Here is a 20566-nt window from a genome sequence, read left to right on the forward strand (position 1 = left end):
CCGCCCCTACGCCCGAGGGGCGGGGCCGTCAACGTCAAAGCGCCGCCGCCGCGCCAGCCCAATCCCAAGTGTGGCAAGCAGGGCAACAGTCAACGGCCAGTCCCCCATCCGTGCATACAGCGTCGGCGGCAGCGTGGCAGGCACAGCCGCATCCACAAAACCCGCCTCATTCAATGGCAGCTGCGCCTTGATGCGCCCGCGTGCGTCGATCACGGCGGAAATACCCGTATTGGCCGACCGGATCACCGGAAGCCCCTGTTCAATCGCCCGCGCCTGCGCTTGCACCAGATGCTGGCGTGGGCCAGCGCCTGGGCCAAACCATGCGTCATTGGTGATGATCACCACCACATCAGGCCGCGGCCCGTCCACAGCGATCTCTTCGGGAAAGATCCCTTCATAGCAGATCAGCACGCGTGCGCGGCCCAACCCGTCGATGTCCATCAACCCGGACCCCGTCCCAGGGCTGAACCCCGCGACCTGATCCACCAAAACACCAAGCCCCAAGGGGCGCAGCAGAGCAGCAAACGGAATGTATTCGCCAAAGGGCACCAGATGCACCTTGTCGTAGATGTCGGCCACCTCTGCCCCGTCCAGCACCACGGCCGCGTTGTAGAACGCCCCGTTTTGTTGGCGATTGATCCCCGCAAGCACAGGCGCACCACGGGCCGCGCGGGCCATGTCCTCAAACAGGGGACCCGCATATTGCAACAAAGTGGGCACGGATGTTTCCGGCCAGACGACCACGTCCGCCGCCTCCCCCGCCTCCGTCAACGACAGCGCGCGGTCGTAAAACACGCCCATCCAGTCGCGGTCCCATTTCAGATGTTGCGCCGCATTGGGCTGGATCACGCGCACCACCGTGTCTGTGGGCGCAGGCGCGCCCGGCGTGATGGCCTGCAGGCCCACAGTCGCAAAATACACCGCAACAAGACTTGGCCAAATCAACGTCCAGCCGCGATGCAACGCCAGCGCCGTGACCCCCGCCAGCCCCAGCGTCAGCACCGTCAATCCATAGGGTCCGACCCACGCCAGCCAGACATCAAACACCCCACCCACCAAGGCATAGGCGGGCAATCCCCAGGGAAACCCTGTGAAAATGTGGCCACGTAACAGCTCAACTGCGCCAAGGCTCAGGGCAAACCACAAAATCCCCGTGGCCCGCCCCCTAGACAGGCCGCGGACTGCCCATCCTGCCAATCCCCAAAACAACGCCAAACCGCCCGCCAGAAGGATCAACGCAAAGGGCGCCATCCAGCCGTGACGGGCAACGTCGACCAAAAAGGGCTCGATGATCCAGCGCAGAGTCACGGCGAAATAGCCCACCCCCAACAGCCAGCCATGCAGGGCCGCCGCACGTGGGGCCAAAGGTAAGATCAGACAGGCAAGGGTGAAGCCCACCAAAACCGGCCATGCGCCGAGGCCCGGTTCATGGGCCAAAGCAACCACGGCCCCCAACCCAAGCGACACGACCCAACGCAGCACCCGTGGGGTCGCGGCCAGCCGTTGCTCCAGATGCGAGGGGTGCAGGGCCAAACCGCGCCTAGCCCGCGGCCTTGCCCGCAATGCGCACGCGCAACCGTTTGATGCGGCGCGGATCGGCCTCCAGCACCTCAAACTCGGGGCCTTCGGGATGCAAAATCATCTCACCGCGGGCGGGAACATGACCGGCCAGCATGAAGACCAGACCACCAAGACTGTCGATTTCTTCCTCGTCAATCTCTTCATGTTCGGTCAGGGGCATGCCGATTTCGGCCTCAAAATCATCTAGCGGTGTGCGGGCTTCGGCCAAATAGACGCCGGGCTTTTCTTCGGTGAACAACTCCGCCTCATCAGCGTCATGTTCGTCCTCAATCTCTCCGACGACCTGTTCCAACAAATCCTCAATGGTCAACAACCCGTCCGTGCCACCATATTCGTCAATAACAAGGGCCATATGGATCCGGTCCGTTTGCATCTTTTGCAACAGCACGCCCAAAGGCATCGACGGAGGCACAAACAACAGCTCCCGCGCAAGTCCGCGCGGATCAAACGTCTTGGAATTGCCATTGAACCCGTGGGTCAACGCAAAATCCTTCAGGTTCACAAAACCGATGGGCGTATCCAATGTCCCGTCAAAGACCGGCAGGCGCGTCAGCCCGCTGTCGCGGAACACCTGCACCAGATCATCGCGGCTGATGGTCACGGGGACGGCGGTGATCTCGGCCTTGGGGATCATGACATCCTCAACCCGTTTGCGGCGCAGGTTCATCATCCCGCGCGCTTCACCTGCAGGCACATATCCTGCCAAGGCTGCATTTTGATCAGTGGTGTCTGTCGGGCTCAGCGCCTCAACGATGCGGCCGAAAAAGCCGCGCTCACTCGTGTTTGGGGGGGCCTCCGCCTGCGCGCTTCGCGCAGCGCTAGAAGATCCGTCAGTACTGTCGCCCATCGTCTCCATTCCAAAAAGGGCCGCGCAACACGCACACCCGGGGGTTCCTTGCCTTACGAATATGGGTCACGGATGTCCAGTTTGCCAAGGATTTCTGTCTCCAACCCTTCCATCAGCGCCGCATCCCCGTCGCGAATGTGATCAAATCCCAACAAATGAAGGGTTCCGTGGACGATCAAATGGATGACATGATGTTCAAACGGGATCTTCCCCGCCGCCGCCTCTGCCGCGCAGGTGTCATAGGAAATGGCGATATCGCCCAATTCAGCCTCGATAGGCAGCTGGGGCGGCACGGGCATCTCACCCTCCGCGATGGCACCACGTTCCGCACTGGGCCAGGACAGCACATTGGTGGGCGTGCCCTTTTGACGGAAATCTTCGTTCAACGCCGCGATGCGGGTGTCGTCACAGGCCAACAGGCTGACCTCATAGGCCGACGGCTCAAGCCCCGCGCCCTCAAGCGCAGCCGTCACCGCGCGATCTGCAAGGGGCGCAATCTCGTTCCAGCGATCGTCTTCAATGATGATATCGACGGGCGTCATGCACGGACCCGGGTGGGGGCGCTGCCCCCCGGCCTGCGGCCTCCCCCCGGCATATTTCTGAAACAGCGAAACAACGGACTACTTGGGGTCATCTTTTTCATAGGCTTCGATGATGGCCGCGACGAGCGGATGGCGCACCACATCTTTGGAGCTGAAGTAATTGAAGCCGATTTTGGGGATGTTCGTCAGCAGCCGTTCTGCATCCCGTAAGCCTGACGACACGCCGCGCGGCAAATCGATCTGCGTCCGGTCCCCCGTGATCACCATGCGGGAGCCTTCTCCCAGACGGGTCAGAAACATCTTCATCTGCATGGTCGTCGCGTTCTGCGCCTCATCCAGCACCACAAAGGCGCGGCTGAGCGTGCGGCCGCGCATGAAGGCCAGGGGTGCGATCTCGATCTTCTTTTCCTCGATCAGCTTAACCACCTGTTTCTGCGGCAGAAAATCGTTCAGCGCGTCATAAAGCGGCTGCATATACGGATCGACCTTGTCTTTCATATCGCCCGGCAGATAGCCCAACTTTTCGCCCGCCTCGACAGCCGGACGGCTGAGGATGATGCGGTCCACATGGCCGCCGATAAACAGGTTCACCCCCACAGCCACCGCCAAATAGGTCTTGCCCGTGCCCGCAGGCCCGATGCCAAAGGCCAGCTCATTTTCAAACAGCGATTTGACGTAGGCCTTTTGCGCATCGGTGCGGGGCTCAATGATCTTTTTGCGGGTCTTGATCTCAACCCGGTCGCCATCGGGGCCCTTGATCAACTCCATCTGGTCGCCCGCGCGACTGCCCGTCGCCTTCTCGGACGCGCCCATGCGAACCTCACGGTCGATGTCGGCGGCTTCAACTGCGCGGCCCGCCTCAAGGCGTTCGTAGAGGGCAGTCAGAACCTCTGCCGCTTCTGCTGTGGCCTCGGCCTCCCCGTGGATCGACAGCTGATTGCCGCGCCGCAACACCTGCACGCCCAGCTTCAGTTCAATGTCGGCCAGGTTGCGGTCATGTTCGCCGCACAGATCAATCAGCAGAAAGTTGTCTGGAAATTCCAACACCACGGGGGCGGCGTCCTGTTCATAGGGGGTCGGGGGCCGTTGGCCCGCATCTGTCCTGGTGGTCAAACAACTCTCCAAACTTGTCTGGGTCTATGGTGGCGTCTTGGCCTTGGCGGTGCAAGACGCAGTATGCACAAATATAGTTCCGGAAACGAAAAAGGGGCCGCGGTTGTTCCCGCAGCCCCTGTCATGATCAAGTGCCCAAATTTACAGCGGATCAGGAATATCCGTGCCTTCGTTGAACGGGCCCACGGCGGTGGAGGGTGGCGCAACACCGGAACACACAGGGCGACCATCCGGCGTCAGACGCTCGGACAGATAGCCTTCGATACCGTCGTCAATGATCCAGTGATCGCAGCCATTCGGGTCCACCCAGATGCCAGCCACCAGCTGTGTCAGCGATTTCTCGTCACGCCCTGCGTCCACGAAACGCTCAGCGCCCGTCCGGTTGCCGCCTTCGATGTTCAATGCGGTCAATGCCGCCTCGCCACAGCCCGAAACGGTCAATCCCATCACGGTCAGAGCAGTGAATTTAAGTGCTTTCATCAGTTCTGCTCCTTAGCGAATGCAATAGATTTCGACGCGACGGTTTTCGGCGCGGCCAGCGTGGGTGTGGTTGTCGGCCCGTGGGCGACGTTCCCCAAAACCGCGCACGTCCACGACGCGGGCGCCAGTGTCTTGCGCGATGCCCGCAACCATGTTGGCGCGCTGGTTGGACAACCGCATGTTGTATTCGTCAGACGCGTTGCTGTCGGTATGACCATAGATCAGGAAACCAAAGGCATCCGCCTGTTGGAAGAACGCCATCAAACGCTGCTTGTCTGCGTTGGAAATCCAGGGTTCGTCGTTTTCGAACAAGGTGTCCGTCGGCACGATGCCGCAAATCTCGGAGCGCATGCAGATGGGGGAGCCATCGCGGTTCCGGCGTGGCGACATATAGCCCTCAAAGCCGTCATCCATCACCCAGTGGGTGCAGCCATCGGGGTCAACCCAGATTGTCGGCTCATAGCTTTGGCCGGTGATGGTCTGCTGGGCGGACACGGGCGTTGCCAGCGCGATCGCACCCGCGAGCGCGACGCCCAATCCGGTTTGCAGTGTCGTCAAAAATTTCGATGTCATGGTCGTTCCAACCTTCCTGTCACTGTCCCAATATCGCGACCACGAACAGTGCCCCCCATTCGGCGTCACGTCACATTATGTCGCTATCGTTACCAAATTTTAGCCATAATGAAAGACAAAATGTCTATATATTGTGTCTGTTTGCGCAACAAATTTGGGCAACCATCGGGCACTGTCGACAAATCCCATCCCTTTCGGACGAGACGTCAAGCACTTATCTGGCAAAGCTCATGCAAGATGTTGGGCCTAAACCAAACGTCCCCCGAGGGAATTTGTGGCCGAGGTTGTCACCTCAACCTCACGCAAATCGCCCACGGCAACGTCCTCACACGGTGCAAAGACCGCGTGCAAATACTCCGATTTGCCGATCATCTGCCCCGCCTCGCGGCCCGCTTTCTCAAACAGAACCTTCACGGTGCGCCCGACCATCGCGTCTTGCGTGGCGCGCTGCTGGTCGCGCAAAAGCGTCTGCAACCGCTGCAGCCGGTCGTCCATCACGTCATCCGGCAGCTGCGGTTTTTCCGCCGCAGGAGTGCCCGGACGGGTCGAATACTTGAACGAATAGGCCTGCCCGTAGTGGACCTCTCGGATCAGATCCATCGTGTCCTCAAAGTCGGCCTCAGTCTCGCCGGGGAAGCCGACAATGAAATCCCCCGACAACAGCAAATCCGGCCGTGCCGCGCGGATCCGTTCGATCAGGCGGAAATACTCATCCCGCGTATGCTTGCGGTTCATCGCCTTGAGGATACTGTTCGACCCGGATTGAACCGGCAAGTGCAGATAGGGCATCAGCTTATCACAGGTGCCATGGGCCTCGATCAGGGCGTCGTCCATGTCGTTGGGGTGGGACGTCGTGAACCGGATCCGTTCCAGCCCGTCCACCTTATCCAGCGCCCAAATGAGGCCCGCCAGCCCGCCGTCATGACCGTGATAGGCGTTCACATTCTGGCCCAACAGTGTGATTTCCTTGACGCCCGCCTCGACCAACTCCTGCGCCTCACGGATGATCCGGTCGGCAGGGCGCGACACCTCAGCCCCGCGCGTATACGGCACCACGCAGAACGCGCAAAACTTGTCGCACCCCTCCTGCACGGTCAAAAAAGCCGTCGGCCCCCGTTTGGTCTTGGCCCGTTTGCGCAAGGTGTCGAATTTGTCGTCATCGGGGAATTCGGTATCGAGAGCCTTGCGCCCTTCCCCCACCGCTTGCTCCATGGCGGGCAACCGGTGATAGCTTTGCGGGCCCACGACCAAATCGACCATCGGCTGGCGGCGGATGATCTCCTCGCCCTCGGCCTGTGCGACGCATCCCGCCACACCGATCTTCAAATCAGGGTTCGCCGCCTTCAGCCCCTTGAACCGCCCCAATTCCGAATAGACCTTTTCGGCGGCCTTTTCGCGGATATGGCAGGTGTTCAGCAGGATCATATCCGCGTCATCCGGGGTCTTGGTTTCCTCGTACCCCTGCCCACCCAGCGCCTCAACCATGCGTTCGCTGTCGTACACATTCATCTGGCAGCCATAGGTTTTCACATATAGCTTTTTGGTGTTTTTCGGCGTCTCGGTCATGGCGCGGCCTTTATGTGCAGCAATCAATACGGGCGGGCGGTCGGGATGGTCGCGCCGCATGTACCCCACCCACCGGACGCTTGCAATGACGCCCGAATTGCCAGACATTGCGGCCAAGGCAGGCAAGCGGCACGCACCATGATCCACCACCACGATTTATCCAGCTTTCTCAAGAACGGCACGGCCGCTCTGGCTAAAGGCCCCATCGCGCTGATCTTCGCCGAGGATGAGGTTGAGCTGGACGCGACCATCCGTCACCACATCGCCGCCGGCTTTCGCCATACCGTCGTCTTTGCCATGCCGGAATTTCAAATCGCGGACGACGTGGCCGACAAAATCATCCGCGTGACGTACAACATGCTGTCGGCAGGCGCGTTGGAAAATGCGGTCAACGGCGTGATGAAGGCCACGGGCGATGTGTGGATCTATTACTGTTACAACGCCGAATTCCTGTTCCACCCGTTCTGCGAACACCGCACCGTGGGGGAGATGATCGCCTTCAACGTCGAAGAACGCCGCGACACGATCCTGACCTATGTGATTGATCTGTATACCGGCGATCTGTGGCAAAACACCAACGCCGTGTGCATCGAAGACGCCCATATGGACAAGACCGGCTACTATGCCCTGGCGCGCAAGGATCGTTGGAACAATGATCTGGACCGTCAGATGGATTTCTTTGGCGGCCTGCGCTGGCGGTTTGAGGAACACATCCCCGCCCCGCGCCGCCGGATTGATCGCGTGTCTTTGTTCCGCAACAAACCGGATCTGGTGTTTCACCCCGACCACACATTCAACGATCCCGAATACAACACCTACAGCTGCCCCTGGCATCACAACCTGACGGCGGCCGTGTGTTCCTTCCGCACGGCCAAGGCGCTCAAGCGCAATCCAGGCAGCACCTACGACATCGAGACGTTCAAGTGGCACAATTCAGTGCCGTTCGAATGGCACTCCCAACAGCTGTTGGATCTTGGCCTGATGGAGCCGGGACAGTGGTTCTAGCCCTCCCGCGTTAATCCGGCCAGCAAACAGGCCCAAAATCAGGCGCGCAACAAGGCCCACTTTCAAGCCATGGGCCAGACGCGTCTGACGTCAATCCAACCGACATCACGCGACATTGACGCCCAGCGCGCGGGCCTGCGGCACCAGCCTGTGTGCTGAACTATACGCCCAATCGGATGGATCGGACACCAGCCCCATGCGGACGGGTGCGGCCTCAATGAAGGCACGGCGCACGGGTACGGCCTCCTGCGGAACCTCACGGTATTTGATGGGGCCGTCCCACATGGTGCCATCCCGCCCCACATGATCCGCAAAGGTCTGCCGGATCACGGCCATCGCTTGCCGCACACCGAACGCGCCCGTTTGAAAAACGGCTAACATCTGCATCTGGGCGGGCAGCACCACAGCAGCGTCAATCTCAAACCGCCACTGCGCGCGGGCCACAGCCACGCAATCGCGCAGCAGGCACACCTCTCTCAGCAGCAGATCAGACGACAGATCGGCCAAGGTGAAATTCATCGCCACGGGCTGGGCCTGTGGCGCATCCATGGGCATCGGGCGGGGTGAGGGTCTGGCAGCATGTGTCATGCCCAAGGTGTGACCGATTCACTCTTAATGTGCGGTAAACTCACACCAGAAAAACAAAACCCCGCCAAAAAAGACGGGGTTCAACAGCGGGTTCAGCCGGCCACATCAACTGCGGCGCAGGCGGATCACCACATCAACCGATGCAATCTCGGCCCCCTCAGGCGCATCCGGCACCCGCGCAATTTCAAGCTGTTCCGCAGGCGCGTCAGACAGACGGTTGTCGTCTTCCCAATAGAAATGCGGATGGTCTGTCATGTTGGTGTCAAAATAGCTTTTCGATCCGTCAACCGTGATCTCACGCAAAAGACCCGCGTCACAAAAGGCGCGCAAGGTGTTGTAAACCGTCGCCAGTGACACCTTTTCGCCTGTGCGCCCCGCGGCCTCAAACAGGCTTTCGGCGGTTACATGGCGGTCGCGTCCGTCACCCACCAAAAGCCCCGCCAGCGCCACACGTTGACGCGTCGGGCGCAATCCGGCACCGGCAAGCCATGTTGTGCCACGGTCTTGGGGTGTTTCCACCTGCGCTGTGTTTGTCTGGGTCGGGGCGTTTGTCATTTGCTCTGTCCTTGATCACCTTATCATATGGGGGAAAGTCGTCTCCTTTCAATCGCAAATGCGAACCCCTCGCAATTGGTCGCAGTTTGGGCGCGCGCGCGACCCTTGCCGCTGCCCGCCTGTCTCTGTTAGACGGCGCCAAAGCCACCAACATGAGGGAACAGGCCCATGTCCGATTTTCCAACGTCTTTCGACCGTGACGACCTTTTGAAATGCGCCCGCGGTGAATTGTTCGGACCAGGCAACGCGCAATTGCCCGAACCGCCCATGTTGATGATGGACCGGATCACCGACATCTCGGGCGATGGCGGGGCCCACGGCAAAGGCCACGTGCTGGCAGAATTCGACATCACGCCGGACCTTTGGTTCTTTGACTGCCACTTTCCCGGCAACCCGATCATGCCCGGCTGTCTGGGCCTCGATGGCTTGTGGCAGCTGACCGGCTTCAACCTGGGCTGGCGGGGCTGGACAGGGCGTGGCTACGCGCTGGGTGTGGGGGAAATCAAACTCAAGGCGATGGTGCGCCCCACTGCCAAGATGATCACCTATGAAATTGACTTTACCAAAGCCGTCCAGACCCGTCGTCTGACCATGGGCGTGGCCGACGGCATCGTAAAGGTCGACGGTGAATTGGCCTACGAAGTCAAAGACATGAAAGTCGCGCTAAGCGAAAGCTGAGACCAAAGCGATCCAGAACTCCAAAGGGCGGCCCACCTCTGGACCGCCCTTTTTCGTGCCTAAGCCTGTGACATCAGGACATAAAGATCGCCTTGGCGTTCACAAACTCCTTCAGGCCAAAACCACCATGTTCGCGCCCGTACCCGGAATCTTTCACGCCGCCAAAGGGCATATTCGGATCCGCTGCGCCGAAGTTGTTGATCCGCACCATGCCGGTGTCAAAGTGCTTGCGGGCAAGCTCCAAGGCGCGGTCCTCGTCTTTCGAGAAAATCCCCCCGCCCAGACCATAGCGGCTGTCATTGGCGATCCGCATGGCATCTTCATCGTCCTTGGCCCGAATGACTGCGGCCACGGGCCCAAAAATTTCGTCATCATAGGCGGGCATACCGGGCGTGACATCACCCAACACCGTCGCGGGATACCATGCGCCCTCGGCCTTGGGCGGGGTGCCACCGCAGAGCACTTTGGCACCGGCCTTCACACTCTCCTTGACCTGATCTTTGACAGTTTGAAACTGATCATCACTCGACAACGGGCCCAGCACGGTGTCCTCATCCATCGGATCGCCCATGGCCACATCCGCCATTTGCGCCACATAGGCCTGGGTAAACGCATCATAGACCTTTTCGGTCACCACAAACCGTTTGGCCGACACACAGGTCTGACCGTTGTTATACAAACGCCCCATGACGGAGTATTTTACAGCCAAATCGATGTCCGCGTCCTCCAGCACCAGATAGGCGTCATTCGACCCCAACTCCAACACCGTCTTTTTCAACGCCTCGGTGGCCTTCGTCCCGATATGACGCCCCGCGCCATCGCTGCCGGTCATGGTCACACCACGGATTTTGTCGTGGGCGATGATTTTGTCACTGGTGTCGTGATCAATGATGATGACCTGAAACAAATCCTCCGGCAGACCTGCTTTGATGCACAACTCCCGCAGTTTGAGCGCGCTGCCCGTGCAAATCTCAGCGTGTTTCAGCACGCACCCGTTGCCTGCCATGATGGCGGCGGCCAGAACCCGCATGGGTTGATAGATCGGGAAATTCCACGGCTGGACGGAATAGATGACGCCGATGGGTTGATAGGTGACGACACCGCGGTGCCCGTCGCCCCATGTACGGTCCTCATCGGCCAGCTGTGCTGGACCTTCTTCGGCCGTGTATTCGCAAATCGCCGCGCACAGCTCGACCTCCGTCTTGCCATCTTTTTTCAGCTTGCCGGTTTCGCGGGTCATCAGCTCTGCCAGCGTGTCGACATTGTCGCGCAGCACGCCCGCGATGGATCGCAGCACCTCCGCGCGGTCCGCGTGGGACGTCATGCGCCAGTCGGTAAAGGCCGCATGGCTGGCCTCGACGGCGGCAAAGGCCTTGTTCTGGGACATCAGCTGATAGGTGTTCAGGGTTTCGGCGGTCGCGGGGTTGATGGTCTCAATCTTTGACATGGGTAAGCTCCTATCCTGTCTGGGTTGCCCCCCAACGGCCCACTACCTGACGAAGTTCCACCACAACGTGCGCCGCCCTGCCCTTGCTCCCTTGCGCCTGCTCCCCTACACGGGGGGAAATCGAACAAGGGGCAGCTGTGCCAATCCGCACGGCTGAAAGCATATGAAACGAGTCGTCATCACAGGGCTGGGCATCGTCAGCCCCATCGGAAACAACGCCGCCGAAGTGGACGCGGCCTTGCGCGCAGGCACCTCCGGCATCGTGGCCTCCGAGGAGATGGCCGAACACGGGTTCCGCAGCCAGGTTGCGGGCACCCTCAAGATCGACATCGCAGACCATGTCGACAAACGCACCCTGCGGTTCATGGGGCCGGGTGCAGCCTATGCCCACATCGCCATGGGCCAAGCGATCGAAGACGCTGGCCTGACCGAGGCTGAGGTCGTAAACCCCATGACCGGCCTCATCGCAGGGTCCGGCGGGCCGTCGACATCCGCCATGCTGGCCGCGCATCAGACCGTGTTGAAAAACGGATCGACCAAACGCATCGGGCCGTTCGCCGTGCCCAAAACCATGTCCTCCACCGTCAGCGCGAACCTTGCGACGGCTTACAAGATCAAGGGCATGAATTTCTCGATCACGTCTGCCTGTTCCACATCCCTGCACTGCATCGGCATGGCGGCCCAGCAAATCGCACTGGGTCATCAGGACGTGATGTTCGGTGGTGGCGGCGAAGAATTGGACTGGACGCTCTCGTGCCTCTTTGATGCGATGGGGGCCATGTCGAGCAAGTACAACGACACGCCCACCCGCGCCTCTCGCGCGTTTGACGCGGACCGCGACGGCTTCGTCATCGCAGGCGGCGGCGCGATGGTTGTGCTGGAATCCCTCGATCACGCGCTCGCCCGTGGGGCGAAAATCTACGCCGAAGTCACCGGTTTCTCCGCCACTTCAGACGGCGCCGACATGGTCGCCCCCTCCGGCGAAGGCGGCGAACGCGCCATGCGCGGCGCGCTGGCGACCCTGCCCGAGGGCAGAACCGTCAGCTACATCAACGCCCACGGCACATCGACACCCGTCGGCGATGTGGGTGAGGTTGAGGCCGTGCGCCGTGTCTTCGGCACAGGCAGCACGCCGCCCATTTCCTCGACCAAATCCATGACCGGCCACTCCCAAGGGGCCACGGGCGCACAGGAAGCCGTCTATTGTCTGCTGGCGCTGCAGGGCGATTACATCATCCCCTCGATCAACGTCGAAACCCTCGATCCCGCCATCAACGCCAGCGAAATCGCCACAGCGTTCAAGGCGGATGCAGGCCTCGACACGGTGATGACAAACTCCTTCGGGTTTGGCGGCACCAACGGGTCCATGTTGATGAGCAAATATCGCGGGTAAGCCCGCAGGCGCGCCCTAAGACACACTGCACAGCGCCATCTGCGCGCTGTCAGTCTGTCTGCTGCTGTGGCGGCGATAAAAACCCGACCGCCACCGCCGACAGGGCCACCATGCACGCCGCGATCCCCAACATCAGCGGCAAGCCCCCGATCTGATAGCTGATCCCGGAGGCCAGCGTGCCAATCAACCGGCCCGCCGCATTCGCCATGTAATAAAACCCCACGTCCATCGTCACCCGGCCCGCCGAGGTAAACGACAGGATCAGGAACGAATGCAGTGAGGAATTCACGGCAAAAAGCCCGCCAAACACCAACAACCCCGCAACCACAAGCGGCGTCAGCCAACCTTGCGGTCCGTTCGCGACCAAAGCCGCCACAGCCAGACCCGCCGGCACAGTGGCAAGGGCCCACGCCCAGCCCCGTGCCGCCGCGATCAGGTCCGCCGTGGGGCGCGATTTGGCGCGCAGAATGCGGGGCGCATTGGCCTGCACCAACCCGTAGAGGATCACCCACACCGCCATAAACGTCCCGATCATAAAGAACGCCGCGCGATTGCCGTCCGTCGTGCCGTCCGACAGGACCGCGTAGAAATAAATCGGGATGCCCACGACAAACCAAACGTCCCGCGCACCGAACAAAACGACCCGCGCCGCACTCAGCCAATTGACATTGGACGACTTGGACAACACCTCCCAGAACTTGGCGTCCGCGCGGCCCTTGGGTAGGCCCGTCGGCATAAAGATCAGCACTGCAATCAAGATCACCGCCAAAACTGCAGCCATCCCCAGCACGGCACCAACAAACCCTACCGTCGCCAGCAGCGCAGCCCCCATCAGAAAGCCCACGCCTTTGACCATGTTCTTGGACCCCGTCAGCAAGGCCACCCAGCGGAACAACCCAGCATCGCCCGCAGGTGCCAGCAGTTTGACCGCCGATTTCGAAGACATCTTGGCCAGATCCTTGGCCACGCCACTGGCCCCCTGCACCAGCATCACAAAAACAACCGATGCACCCACAGCCCAACTCGGATCCAACTGGGCCAAGGCGACCAACGCCACAACCTGCAGCCCCAGCCCCGCATAAAGCGTCGACGTCAGCCCGAACCGCGCTGCAATCCAGCCCGCACACAGGTTCGTCACGATCCCCGCGACCTCATACAACACAAACAGATACGCCAACTGCACCGGCGAAAAGCCCAGCGTGTGAAAGTGCAACAACACCAACATCCGCAAAGCGCCGTCCGTCAGCATGAACGCCCAATAGGCCGCCGTCACCGCGATATAGGCCGACAGCCCCTCAGGCCGCGCCGTGGTCACAGACGGCCCCCGACCATCACCGCCACATCCACCAATCGGTGCGCATACCCCATTTCATTGTCATACCACGCGTAGATTTTCACCTGCGTGCCATTGATCACCATCGTCGACAGCGCATCCACAATGCTGGAACGTTCATCGTTGGTGTAATCGGTGGACACCAAAGGGCGTTCCTCGTAGCCCAGAATGCCCGCCAGCGCGCCCAACGAGGCGGCCTTGAACAAGGCGTTGACCTCCTCCGCGGTGGTCTCGCGCTCCACCTCAAATACACAATCGGTCAGGGACGCATTCAGCAACGGTACCCGCACCGCATGTCCGTTCAACCGCCCCGTAAGCTCGGGGTAAATCAACGTGATCGCTGTGGCGCTGCCCGTCGTCGTGGGGATCAGGGAATTCAACGCAGACCGTGCGCGGCGCAAGTCCTTGGCGGGGCGATCCACGATGGTCTGCGTGTTTGTCACGTCGTGTATCGTGGTGATGGACCCGTGCTTGATCCGCAGGTTTTCATGGATCACCTTCACCACGGGGGCCAGACAGTTCGTCGTGCAACTGGCCGCCGTCACGATGCGGTGGCGGGCCGCGTCATAGATGTCGTGATTCACCCCATAGACGATATTGGCCGCATCGCCGTCCTTTACCGGCGCCGATACGACAACCTTCTTCACGCCCGCCTCAAAATAGGGGGCCAGTTTGGCCTCCGTCTTGAAGACGCCGGTGCAGTCAATCACCACATCAACCCCCTCCAGCGGCAAGTCCGCAATATCGCGGGTGCCAATAAACGGCAGGCGGACCCCATCAATGGTCACGCTCTCTTCGTCATGGCCAAAGTCCGCGCCCCAGCGCCCATGCACCGTATCAAATTCAAACAGATGCGCGTGCATCTGAGGATCACCCACCGCGTCATTGATCCACGCGATCTGTGCGCCCGACTGCGCCACATGGGCCAGCAAGGGTTTCAGGGCAAGCTTACCAATCCGGCCAAGACCGTTCAGGGCATAAACTGTCATGTGTTATCCTTCGTCTTTGATCTGACCGAACTCGTGGGCAACCTTGTAGGGGGGGCTGATCCTCAGACGCAATGGCAAGGGCAGCTCGTGGCGCCGAACAGGTTGAAACGAGGGCGTTCATACCCCGCCCATAGTGGAAGTGTCACACGACACATAGTGAAGGTTTTGTGACACCGCCCGCCCCCTTGTCCCCCCAAAACCTTGACCCGCACCCCCATTCCGGCGCAAACCCTTCAAAACTAAACGGAGCAGACCCATGACCATTTCAATGACCGGCAAACGCGGGCTTATTATGGGCGTCGCAAACGACCGTTCCATCGCGTGGGGCATCGCCAACGCCATGCACCGCGCCGGCGCGGAACTGGCGTTCTCCTATCAGGGCGAAGGTTTGCTGAAACGGGTCGGCCCCTTGGCGCACAGCACCGGCAGCGATTTTCTGGTCGAAGCAGACGTGACCAACGACGCCTCTATGGATGCGTGTTTCGATGCCCTGAAATCCCGCTGGGGCAGCATCGATTTCGTCGTCCACGCTATTGCCTATTCCGACAAGAACGAACTGACCGGTCGCGTGTCCGACACCAGCCGCGACAACTTCAGCCGCTCCATGGACATCAGCTGTTACAGCTTCATTGACGTGGCCCGCCGCGCCCGTGATCTGATGCCCAATGGCGGCACGCTGCTGACGTTGACCTACGAAGGCAGCCAGCGCATCACCCCCAACTATAACGTCATGGGCGTCGCCAAAGCCGCATTAGAATCCGCCACCCGCTACCTTGCGGCGGATCTTGGCCCCGACGGCATCCGCGTGAACGCCATCTCTCCCGGGCCGATGAAAACACTGGCCGGGGCCGCCATTGCGGGCGCCCGCCGCACCTTCAAATACGCCGAAGCCAACGCTCCCCTGCGGCACAACGCAACGTTGGAAGCCGTAGGCGGCACCGCCGTCTACCTGGCCTCCGACGCAGGCAATTGCACCACGGGCGAAATCATCCACGTGGACGGTGGCCTGCACACCATGATGATGCCCGCGCTGGACAACCTTTGATGAACCCCACAGTCAGCCTTGCCCTGGCGTTGGGCGCGTGTTTTGGCACGTTCCTGATCCTGCGTGGCGGCTGGACATCAAAGCTGCGCACCACGATCCTTGGCCTTGATCCCAAAGGCATCGGCATCTCGGCGCTGGCCGTCATCGCCGCTTGGTTCATCTTCGGACCCGTCTTCGGCATGTCGCTGATCATCACCGTTGTGATCCACGAATTCGGCCACGTCGCCGCCTACCGCGTGATCGGCCACCACGATGCCAGCTTCCGTCTTGTCCCGCTGCTGGGCGGCTACGCCATCTCGTCGCGCGCGCCCGCAACGCAGGAAGAACAGGTCTTCGTCTCCCTCATGGGCCCCGCCATCTGCCTGGCCCCCATGGTGCTGGCCTTCACCCTTATCCCGATCCTGGGCGCCAGCTTTCCGGATCTGATCTACCCGCTTGCAGTGTTCGGCAGCGTGTGCGGCGCACTCAATTTTCTCAATCTGCTGCCCATCTGGCCCCTGGACGGAGGCCGCCTGACGTCGACCATCTTCACAGCCATCAACGACAAAGCCCCCTTCTATATCTTCGCCACAGCCACGGCTCTTATCGGCCTCATGGCCGTGCTGAACCAACGCATCTTCCTGCTGGTGATCGTGCTCATGGGCGCGCAACACCTGATCTCAACCCGCGGCCACGACGGAACGCCCCCCTACGCCCGCATGTCCAAACGGCGCGCCTACCTGTGCTTGGCCGCTTGGGCTTTCACGGCAGCTGCCTTCTTCTGGGGCGGCCTGGGCACCCTCATGCGCTACATTTGATGGCCACAAACCACGCCCCGCTTCTTTGGGTCAAAAATACCTGAACCCCACCTACGCCCTCACGCGCCCCCCTCACGATGGGCCCGCACCCAATCGGATGGCGCCCGCCCCGTGACCCTCAAAAACTAACGGTTGAAATTGGACTTGGTGTTGAACCCGGACGCCAGCATCGCGCTGGTGACGCTCTCGCCCTGCCCCAACGCGGCCTGCGCGGCCCTGATCCGCGCTGCGTTGATGTAGCGCGACACGTTCTCACCCGTGACCTTGTTGATCGCCGCCGACAATTGCTTGACCGGCACGATCAACCGCCGCGCCAGACGCGTCAACGTCAGGTCCGGATCCAGATACGGCCGCTCTGCCGCCATCAACGCATCAAGCCGCGCAACCAAAGCTGCGTCAGCCTCGCTGACCTGTGCAGAAGGGGCTGCGGTCTCCTCCGGCGCCGACGCCTCCAAGGTGCCGGACAGGGCCAGCCTCCCAATCACCAACAACATCCCGCTGGAATACAGGCTGATGATCCACGGCTGCCACTGCGGCACCCCCGCAATCTGCACCGCCACTATCAGCACATCCGACAAAGCCGACCCGATGAGCGAGACGCCAATCAATGTCCAGATAACGCAAGGCAAATCACCCGCCGCCAGCCGCATCCGCGGCACGGCATCCGCCCCTTGCAACGAAAGCCACACTACCGCCAACCCATACCCCACGAAGACCGCAGGGATGAGGACATCCAAAATGGGCGGCATCACCAACAGGGCCACCCCCACAGCCACAGGGGCCGCCAAATGCACAGCATCCCGCGCCCGCACCCCGCGCACCGCCGTCACCTGAAACGCCACAAAGACCAAAGGCGGGATCACGGCGGCCATGACCGCCTGAACCGCCCGCATCCCCGCAACGCCGTAGTGCCGCGCCAGCGAAATGATCACGCCCTGCGCGGCACATACAGCCAACAACAGCGCAAGCGGCCCCATGCGCCGCCCCGACACCCACATCTGCACCAACAAGAACATCAGGATCAGGGATGAGATCATGGGGATCGGCAAACTGGGCATCACGGCAAGTCCTGTGGCAGGTCTCATTCAGGCCATTTAGGTCCTCAAACCGGTTCTAGGTCGCGCGATAGGCGCAAAAAACAAACCTTCGGGGCATCACTTCACTCCCGAAAGGACATGCCCCCATGAACCGCACCCTCACCCTCTCACTCTCCGCTCTGGCCGGGGTCACAGCTATCGGCGCCGCCGACGCCTCCAGCATTCTCGGCGAACCTCGCGTTGATCTTGAGACCGCCCCCGGCCTGCGCGACATTGCCGTGCCCGCCGCCCACCACGAAAGCGCCATAGCGGGCGTCGTCTGGTATCCCTCAAACGCCGATGGCGCGGACCGGATCGTGGCCCAAAACCCCTTGTTTCACGGCGTCCCTGCGTCCCGCGATGCGACCTCCGCCGCATCGGCGGACGGCCACCCCGTGGTCATCCTCAGCCACGGCATGGGCGGGCTCAACCGGACGGTCGCATGGCCGCAGGGTTCAGCTATGGCGGCTGGACAACACTGGCCGCAGGCGGGGTGCAGGCCAATCACGCAGGGTTCGTGCAACACTGCGTTGATCACCGCGACACCTCAAGCCACTGCAATGATCTGATCGGCGGCGGCGTGAACATCGCCGGCATGGATGCAAACGCCTTTGACGCCTCCTACGCGGACCCGCGCATCACCCATGTGACGGCCGTGGACCCGGGCCTGATCTGGAATCTCGATGCCGCACACACCGCCGCCCTCACCGTCCCCACCCGCCTCATTGCACTGGGCGCGGGCGAAGACAGGCTGCTGGCCACGGATTTCGACCAAAGCGGCTTTGCCGCACTGGTGCCCCACGCGGACATCACCCGCATCGCACCTGCGTCGCATTTCATGTTCCTGCCGCTGTGCACCCAACAGGGCGCAACCCCACTTGAGGCCGAAAACGACGATCCCGTCTGTACAGACCCCGCAGGATCGGACCGTGCCGCCCTCCATGATCAGGTGATCGACCTGATCGCGGCGGACCTGAACCTCTAAACACTCTGGCAACGTGCGGCCCGCACCACCTGGGCCGCACATCGCGTCTGTTTCAGCCTGCTTTCACAGACACCAACTCGATCTCAAAAATCAGATCCTTGCCCGCCAGCGCGTGATTGGCATCCAAAGTCAGTTCCTCGTCGGTGACCTCAACAATCGTGACCGGCACCGCCTGCCCCTGCGGGCCCTGCATTTGCAGCATCAGACCCACCTCAACCGGAATATCTTCGGGCAGCTGACTGCGCGGCACCGCGATGCGGTTCTCGGGGTTGATCGGGCCATAGGCGTCAGCGGCGGGGATCTCCAACCGCTTCTTGTCGCCCACGTCCATGCCCAACAACCCGTCGTCCATCCCCTTGATGACCATGCCCGACCCGACCGTAAATTCCAGCGGATCACGGTCCTTGCTGCTGTCGAATTCCGCCCCATCGGTCAACGTGCCGGTGTAGTGAATGAATACGGTATCGCCTGCCTTGACTGCGGCCATGATAGTCTCCTGATCTGGGGGGATGAATGGGGGAGGGTCGCGCGAAATCTCGCGCGGGTCTGCTCCTTGTTTGGCGCAGGCCTAACAACCGTCACATCAATTTGCAAATCACACCCCCACCCAAGGGCTTTCCAACCCGCAGCATGCGTGCAAAGCTATCCGCAACTGAAAGGCAGCCCATGACCATTACCACCTGCATCTTCGACGCCTATGGCACCCTCTTTGACGTGGACGCCGCCGCAAGAGAGGTCGCAAAACAGCCCGGCCAAGCGCAACTCGCCGCCGTCTGGGGGACGCTGTCAAAGGATTGGCGCGCCAAACAGCTCGAATACACCTGGCTGCGCGCCATCGGCGGCCGTCACATCCCGTTCTGGCAGGTGACCCAGGACGCTCTGGATTGGGCCATGGAAAACAACGGTCTGCGCGACAACGCCCTGCGCGCCAAACTGCTGGCCGTCTACAAGGAATGCCCCGCCTTCCCCGAGGTCGTGTCTACCCTCAAGGCCCTGCGCGAAAAGGACGTGAATATCGCCATCCTCAGCAACGGATCGCCCGACATGCTGGTGCCCGCCGTGCGCTCATCGGGCATTGGCCAATACCTCGATGATGTGCTGAGCGTCGAAGACGCCCAAATCTACAAACCCCACGCCTCCGTCTACGATCTGGTCTGGGACCGCTTCGATGTGCCGCAAGCGCAAGTCCTCTTTGCCTCTTCCAACGGCTGGGACGCAGCCGGTGCGGCAGGCTACGGCTTTGCCACCGTCTGGGTGAACCGCGCGGGCGCGCCGCAAGACAGGCTCTGGGCCGCACCGCACCGCACGATCAAATCTCTCAAACCGCTGCTGGATCTGGTGTGATGACACCCCCGCGGGTGATGATCTGCGCCGCAGCACTCTGCGCGATGCTCACCCCGCCGGCCACGGCCCAATCCTTCGCCATCGACGTGCCCCACGCCGACGCCATGCGCGCCCTTGGGGCCAACCTTCTGATGGACACGCCCGTGGGCGAGCCCGCCTATATCTCCGCTTATTCCTTTTGCGATCAGGGCGGCACGCTGATGGCCTTGGGGCAATCGCCCCTCGAAGACGACACCTACCTCATTGGCCTCGTTCAGGTCATCCGCGCGCCAGACAACACCGTCGCCGTGTCCATCCCGACCAGCACGGCTTACCCCGACCTGCACGATCACGATCATGAAGACCACGCGGACCCCCTGCACGACGGCCTCGACCTTGAGGGCCTAGACACCTTTGCAGCCCTCGCAGGGCTGGGGGACATCGATACCGCGGCTGACGAACGCCGCCTTGTCCTGCAATCCATGATCAGCGCCATTCCTTGCGACGATTGGGGCCAGCTCGCCCGCGTTCCGACAAGCTTGTTTGCCGTCAAAACCATTGACGGCCACACCAGCCTGTCAGCCCTGCTGACGGACGTCGCACCCCCAACCCCACGCGATGATCACGACCATGATCACACCGACTGACCA

The 20566-nt window shown here is 61.3% G+C and carries 22 protein-coding genes; 8 read left to right on the forward strand and 14 right to left on the reverse strand.

Going from position 1 to position 20566, the window contains the following annotated elements; translation table 11 throughout:
- Positions 1-6 precede the first annotated feature (6 nt).
- From lnt to miaB, 7 genes are all read right to left on the reverse strand, one after another.
- The gene (lnt, locus tag PSJ8397_RS11490) at positions 7-1533 is read right to left on the reverse strand and encodes an apolipoprotein N-acyltransferase (protein WP_085864736.1); all 1527 of its coding nucleotides are present in this window, start codon (positions 1531-1533) and stop codon (positions 7-9) included.
- Positions 1534-1540: 7 nt separating this feature from the next.
- Positions 1541-2428 (reverse strand): hemolysin family protein, encoded by an 888-nt coding sequence (locus PSJ8397_RS11495; RefSeq protein ID WP_085864737.1) that lies wholly within the window; start codon positions 2426-2428, stop codon positions 1541-1543.
- A 53-nt stretch (positions 2429-2481) separates the two neighbouring features.
- Positions 2482-2970: an rRNA maturation RNase YbeY gene (gene ybeY / locus PSJ8397_RS11500; RefSeq protein ID WP_085864738.1), complete on the reverse strand. Its 489-nt coding sequence runs from the start codon at positions 2968-2970 to the stop codon at positions 2482-2484.
- A gap of 78 nt (positions 2971-3048) precedes the next feature.
- A complete protein-coding gene (locus tag PSJ8397_RS11505) occupies positions 3049-4020 on the reverse strand; it encodes a PhoH family protein (RefSeq protein WP_235000720.1) in 972 nt (323 codons plus the stop codon).
- A gap of 204 nt (positions 4021-4224) precedes the next feature.
- Complete coding sequence (locus PSJ8397_RS11510) at positions 4225-4563, reverse strand: hypothetical protein (protein WP_085864740.1); 339 nt, start codon at positions 4561-4563, stop codon at positions 4225-4227.
- 12 nt (positions 4564-4575) lie between these two features.
- The gene (locus PSJ8397_RS11515) at positions 4576-5136 is read right to left on the reverse strand and encodes an OmpA family protein (RefSeq protein WP_085864741.1); all 561 of its coding nucleotides are present in this window, start codon (positions 5134-5136) and stop codon (positions 4576-4578) included.
- A gap of 246 nt (positions 5137-5382) precedes the next feature.
- Complete coding sequence (miaB, locus tag PSJ8397_RS11520; protein ID WP_085864742.1) at positions 5383-6702, reverse strand: tRNA (N6-isopentenyl adenosine(37)-C2)-methylthiotransferase MiaB; 1320 nt, start codon at positions 6700-6702, stop codon at positions 5383-5385.
- Between the two features lie 141 nt (positions 6703-6843).
- Here miaB and PSJ8397_RS11525 point away from each other — a divergent pair, with 141 nt between their 5' ends.
- Positions 6844-7707, forward strand: a complete 864-nt coding sequence (locus PSJ8397_RS11525) for a hypothetical protein (RefSeq protein ID WP_407691744.1) — start codon at positions 6844-6846, stop codon at positions 7705-7707.
- 105 nt (positions 7708-7812) lie between these two features.
- Here PSJ8397_RS11525 and PSJ8397_RS11530 read toward each other — a convergent pair whose 3' ends face one another.
- Both PSJ8397_RS11530 and irr read right to left on the reverse strand, forming a co-directional pair.
- Positions 7813-8256: a hypothetical protein gene (locus tag PSJ8397_RS11530; RefSeq protein ID WP_143515448.1), complete on the reverse strand. Its 444-nt coding sequence runs from the start codon at positions 8254-8256 to the stop codon at positions 7813-7815.
- 144 nt (positions 8257-8400) lie between these two features.
- Positions 8401-8850, reverse strand: a complete 450-nt coding sequence (irr, locus tag PSJ8397_RS11535; protein WP_085864745.1) for a Fur family transcriptional regulator Irr — start codon at positions 8848-8850, stop codon at positions 8401-8403.
- Positions 8851-9018: 168 nt separating this feature from the next.
- On the opposite strand from irr, the gene fabA reads away from it, so the two are divergent.
- A complete protein-coding gene (fabA, locus tag PSJ8397_RS11540) occupies positions 9019-9528 on the forward strand; it encodes a bifunctional 3-hydroxydecanoyl-ACP dehydratase/trans-2-decenoyl-ACP isomerase (RefSeq protein WP_085864746.1) in 510 nt (169 codons plus the stop codon).
- Between the two features lie 73 nt (positions 9529-9601).
- Here fabA and PSJ8397_RS11545 read toward each other — a convergent pair whose 3' ends face one another.
- On the reverse strand, positions 9602-10975 hold the full coding sequence (locus PSJ8397_RS11545) for an NAD-dependent succinate-semialdehyde dehydrogenase (RefSeq protein WP_085864747.1): 1374 nt from the start codon (positions 10973-10975) through the stop codon (positions 9602-9604).
- A gap of 163 nt (positions 10976-11138) precedes the next feature.
- On the opposite strand from PSJ8397_RS11545, the gene PSJ8397_RS11550 reads away from it, so the two are divergent.
- Positions 11139-12368, forward strand: a complete 1230-nt coding sequence (locus PSJ8397_RS11550) for a beta-ketoacyl synthase N-terminal-like domain-containing protein (protein ID WP_085864748.1) — start codon at positions 11139-11141, stop codon at positions 12366-12368.
- 49 nt (positions 12369-12417) lie between these two features.
- On the opposite strand, the gene arsJ is transcribed toward PSJ8397_RS11550, so the two are convergent.
- The gene (arsJ, locus tag PSJ8397_RS11555) at positions 12418-13683 is read right to left on the reverse strand and encodes an organoarsenical effux MFS transporter ArsJ (RefSeq protein WP_268794669.1); all 1266 of its coding nucleotides are present in this window, start codon (positions 13681-13683) and stop codon (positions 12418-12420) included.
- Positions 13680-14690: an ArsJ-associated glyceraldehyde-3-phosphate dehydrogenase gene (locus PSJ8397_RS11560; RefSeq protein WP_085864749.1), complete on the reverse strand. Its 1011-nt coding sequence runs from the start codon at positions 14688-14690 to the stop codon at positions 13680-13682. The genes arsJ and PSJ8397_RS11560 overlap by 4 nt, the downstream gene beginning before the upstream one ends.
- Before the next feature lie 256 nt (positions 14691-14946).
- On the opposite strand from PSJ8397_RS11560, the gene PSJ8397_RS11565 reads away from it, so the two are divergent.
- Both PSJ8397_RS11565 and PSJ8397_RS11570 read left to right on the forward strand, forming a co-directional pair.
- Positions 14947-15735 (forward strand): enoyl-ACP reductase FabI, encoded by a 789-nt coding sequence (locus PSJ8397_RS11565; protein ID WP_085864750.1) that lies wholly within the window; start codon positions 14947-14949, stop codon positions 15733-15735.
- Complete coding sequence (locus tag PSJ8397_RS11570; protein ID WP_085864751.1) at positions 15735-16532, forward strand: metalloprotease; 798 nt, start codon at positions 15735-15737, stop codon at positions 16530-16532. The genes PSJ8397_RS11565 and PSJ8397_RS11570 overlap by 1 nt, the downstream gene beginning before the upstream one ends.
- Before the next feature lie 125 nt (positions 16533-16657).
- Here the strand turns inward: PSJ8397_RS11570 and PSJ8397_RS11575 are convergent, their stop codons facing one another.
- The gene (locus PSJ8397_RS11575; protein ID WP_143515449.1) at positions 16658-17617 is read right to left on the reverse strand and encodes a helix-turn-helix domain-containing protein; all 960 of its coding nucleotides are present in this window, start codon (positions 17615-17617) and stop codon (positions 16658-16660) included.
- Positions 17618-18050: 433 nt separating this feature from the next.
- On the opposite strand from PSJ8397_RS11575, the gene PSJ8397_RS11580 reads away from it, so the two are divergent.
- A complete protein-coding gene (locus tag PSJ8397_RS11580; RefSeq protein WP_085864753.1) occupies positions 18051-18593 on the forward strand; it encodes an alpha/beta hydrolase family protein in 543 nt (180 codons plus the stop codon).
- Between the two features lie 52 nt (positions 18594-18645).
- On the opposite strand, the gene PSJ8397_RS11585 is transcribed toward PSJ8397_RS11580, so the two are convergent.
- Positions 18646-19080 carry an FKBP-type peptidyl-prolyl cis-trans isomerase gene (locus PSJ8397_RS11585; protein WP_085864754.1) on the reverse strand — a complete coding sequence of 145 codons (435 nt, stop codon included), beginning with the start codon at positions 19078-19080 and terminating at the stop codon, positions 18646-18648.
- A 179-nt stretch (positions 19081-19259) separates the two neighbouring features.
- On the opposite strand from PSJ8397_RS11585, the gene PSJ8397_RS11590 reads away from it, so the two are divergent.
- Together PSJ8397_RS11590 and PSJ8397_RS11595 are read left to right on the forward strand one after the other, a co-directional pair.
- A complete protein-coding gene (locus PSJ8397_RS11590) occupies positions 19260-19937 on the forward strand; it encodes a haloacid dehalogenase type II (RefSeq protein ID WP_085864755.1) in 678 nt (225 codons plus the stop codon).
- Entirely contained in the window at positions 19937-20563 is a 627-nt protein-coding gene (locus tag PSJ8397_RS11595; protein ID WP_085864756.1) for a hypothetical protein, read from the forward strand. The genes PSJ8397_RS11590 and PSJ8397_RS11595 overlap by 1 nt, the downstream gene beginning before the upstream one ends.
- The last annotated feature ends 3 nt before the right edge of the window (positions 20564-20566 follow it).

This window comes from Pseudooctadecabacter jejudonensis (assembly GCF_900172275.1).
GTDB classification, from domain to species: domain Bacteria; phylum Pseudomonadota; class Alphaproteobacteria; order Rhodobacterales; family Rhodobacteraceae; genus Octadecabacter; species Octadecabacter jejudonensis.

Excerpts from the sequence above, each read along its gene's own strand:
- PSJ8397_RS11595 (WP_085864756.1), top strand. The coding sequence starts at position 19,937 with ATGACACCCCCGCGGGTGATGATCTGCGCCGCAGCACTCTGCGCGATG.
- PSJ8397_RS11565 (WP_085864750.1), top strand. The coding sequence starts at position 14,947 with ATGACCATTTCAATGACCGGCAAACGCGGGCTTATTATGGGCGTCGCA.
- PSJ8397_RS11545 (WP_085864747.1), bottom strand. The coding sequence starts at position 10,975 with ATGTCAAAGATTGAGACCATCAACCCCGCGACCGCCGAAACCCTGAAC.
- PSJ8397_RS11550 (WP_085864748.1), top strand. The coding sequence starts at position 11,139 with ATGAAACGAGTCGTCATCACAGGGCTGGGCATCGTCAGCCCCATCGGA.
- PSJ8397_RS11495 (WP_085864737.1), bottom strand. The coding sequence starts at position 2,428 with ATGGGCGACAGTACTGACGGATCTTCTAGCGCTGCGCGAAGCGCGCAG.
- fabA (WP_085864746.1), top strand. The coding sequence starts at position 9,019 with ATGTCCGATTTTCCAACGTCTTTCGACCGTGACGACCTTTTGAAATGC.
- ybeY (WP_085864738.1), bottom strand. The coding sequence starts at position 2,970 with ATGACGCCCGTCGATATCATCATTGAAGACGATCGCTGGAACGAGATT.
- PSJ8397_RS11585 (WP_085864754.1), bottom strand. The coding sequence starts at position 19,080 with ATGGCCGCAGTCAAGGCAGGCGATACCGTATTCATTCACTACACCGGC.
- PSJ8397_RS11530 (WP_143515448.1), bottom strand. The coding sequence starts at position 8,256 with ATGGATGCGCCACAGGCCCAGCCCGTGGCGATGAATTTCACCTTGGCC.
- PSJ8397_RS11515 (WP_085864741.1), bottom strand. The coding sequence starts at position 5,136 with ATGACATCGAAATTTTTGACGACACTGCAAACCGGATTGGGCGTCGCG.
- PSJ8397_RS11570 (WP_085864751.1), top strand. The coding sequence starts at position 15,735 with ATGAACCCCACAGTCAGCCTTGCCCTGGCGTTGGGCGCGTGTTTTGGC.
- PSJ8397_RS11580 (WP_085864753.1), top strand. The coding sequence starts at position 18,051 with ATGGCCGCAGGGTTCAGCTATGGCGGCTGGACAACACTGGCCGCAGGC.
- PSJ8397_RS11510 (WP_085864740.1), bottom strand. The coding sequence starts at position 4,563 with ATGAAAGCACTTAAATTCACTGCTCTGACCGTGATGGGATTGACCGTT.
- PSJ8397_RS11575 (WP_143515449.1), bottom strand. The coding sequence starts at position 17,617 with ATGAGACCTGCCACAGGACTTGCCGTGATGCCCAGTTTGCCGATCCCC.
- irr (WP_085864745.1), bottom strand. The coding sequence starts at position 8,850 with ATGACAAACGCCCCGACCCAGACAAACACAGCGCAGGTGGAAACACCC.
- PSJ8397_RS11590 (WP_085864755.1), top strand. The coding sequence starts at position 19,260 with ATGACCATTACCACCTGCATCTTCGACGCCTATGGCACCCTCTTTGAC.
- PSJ8397_RS11560 (WP_085864749.1), bottom strand. The coding sequence starts at position 14,690 with ATGACAGTTTATGCCCTGAACGGTCTTGGCCGGATTGGTAAGCTTGCC.
- miaB (WP_085864742.1), bottom strand. The coding sequence starts at position 6,702 with ATGACCGAGACGCCGAAAAACACCAAAAAGCTATATGTGAAAACCTAT.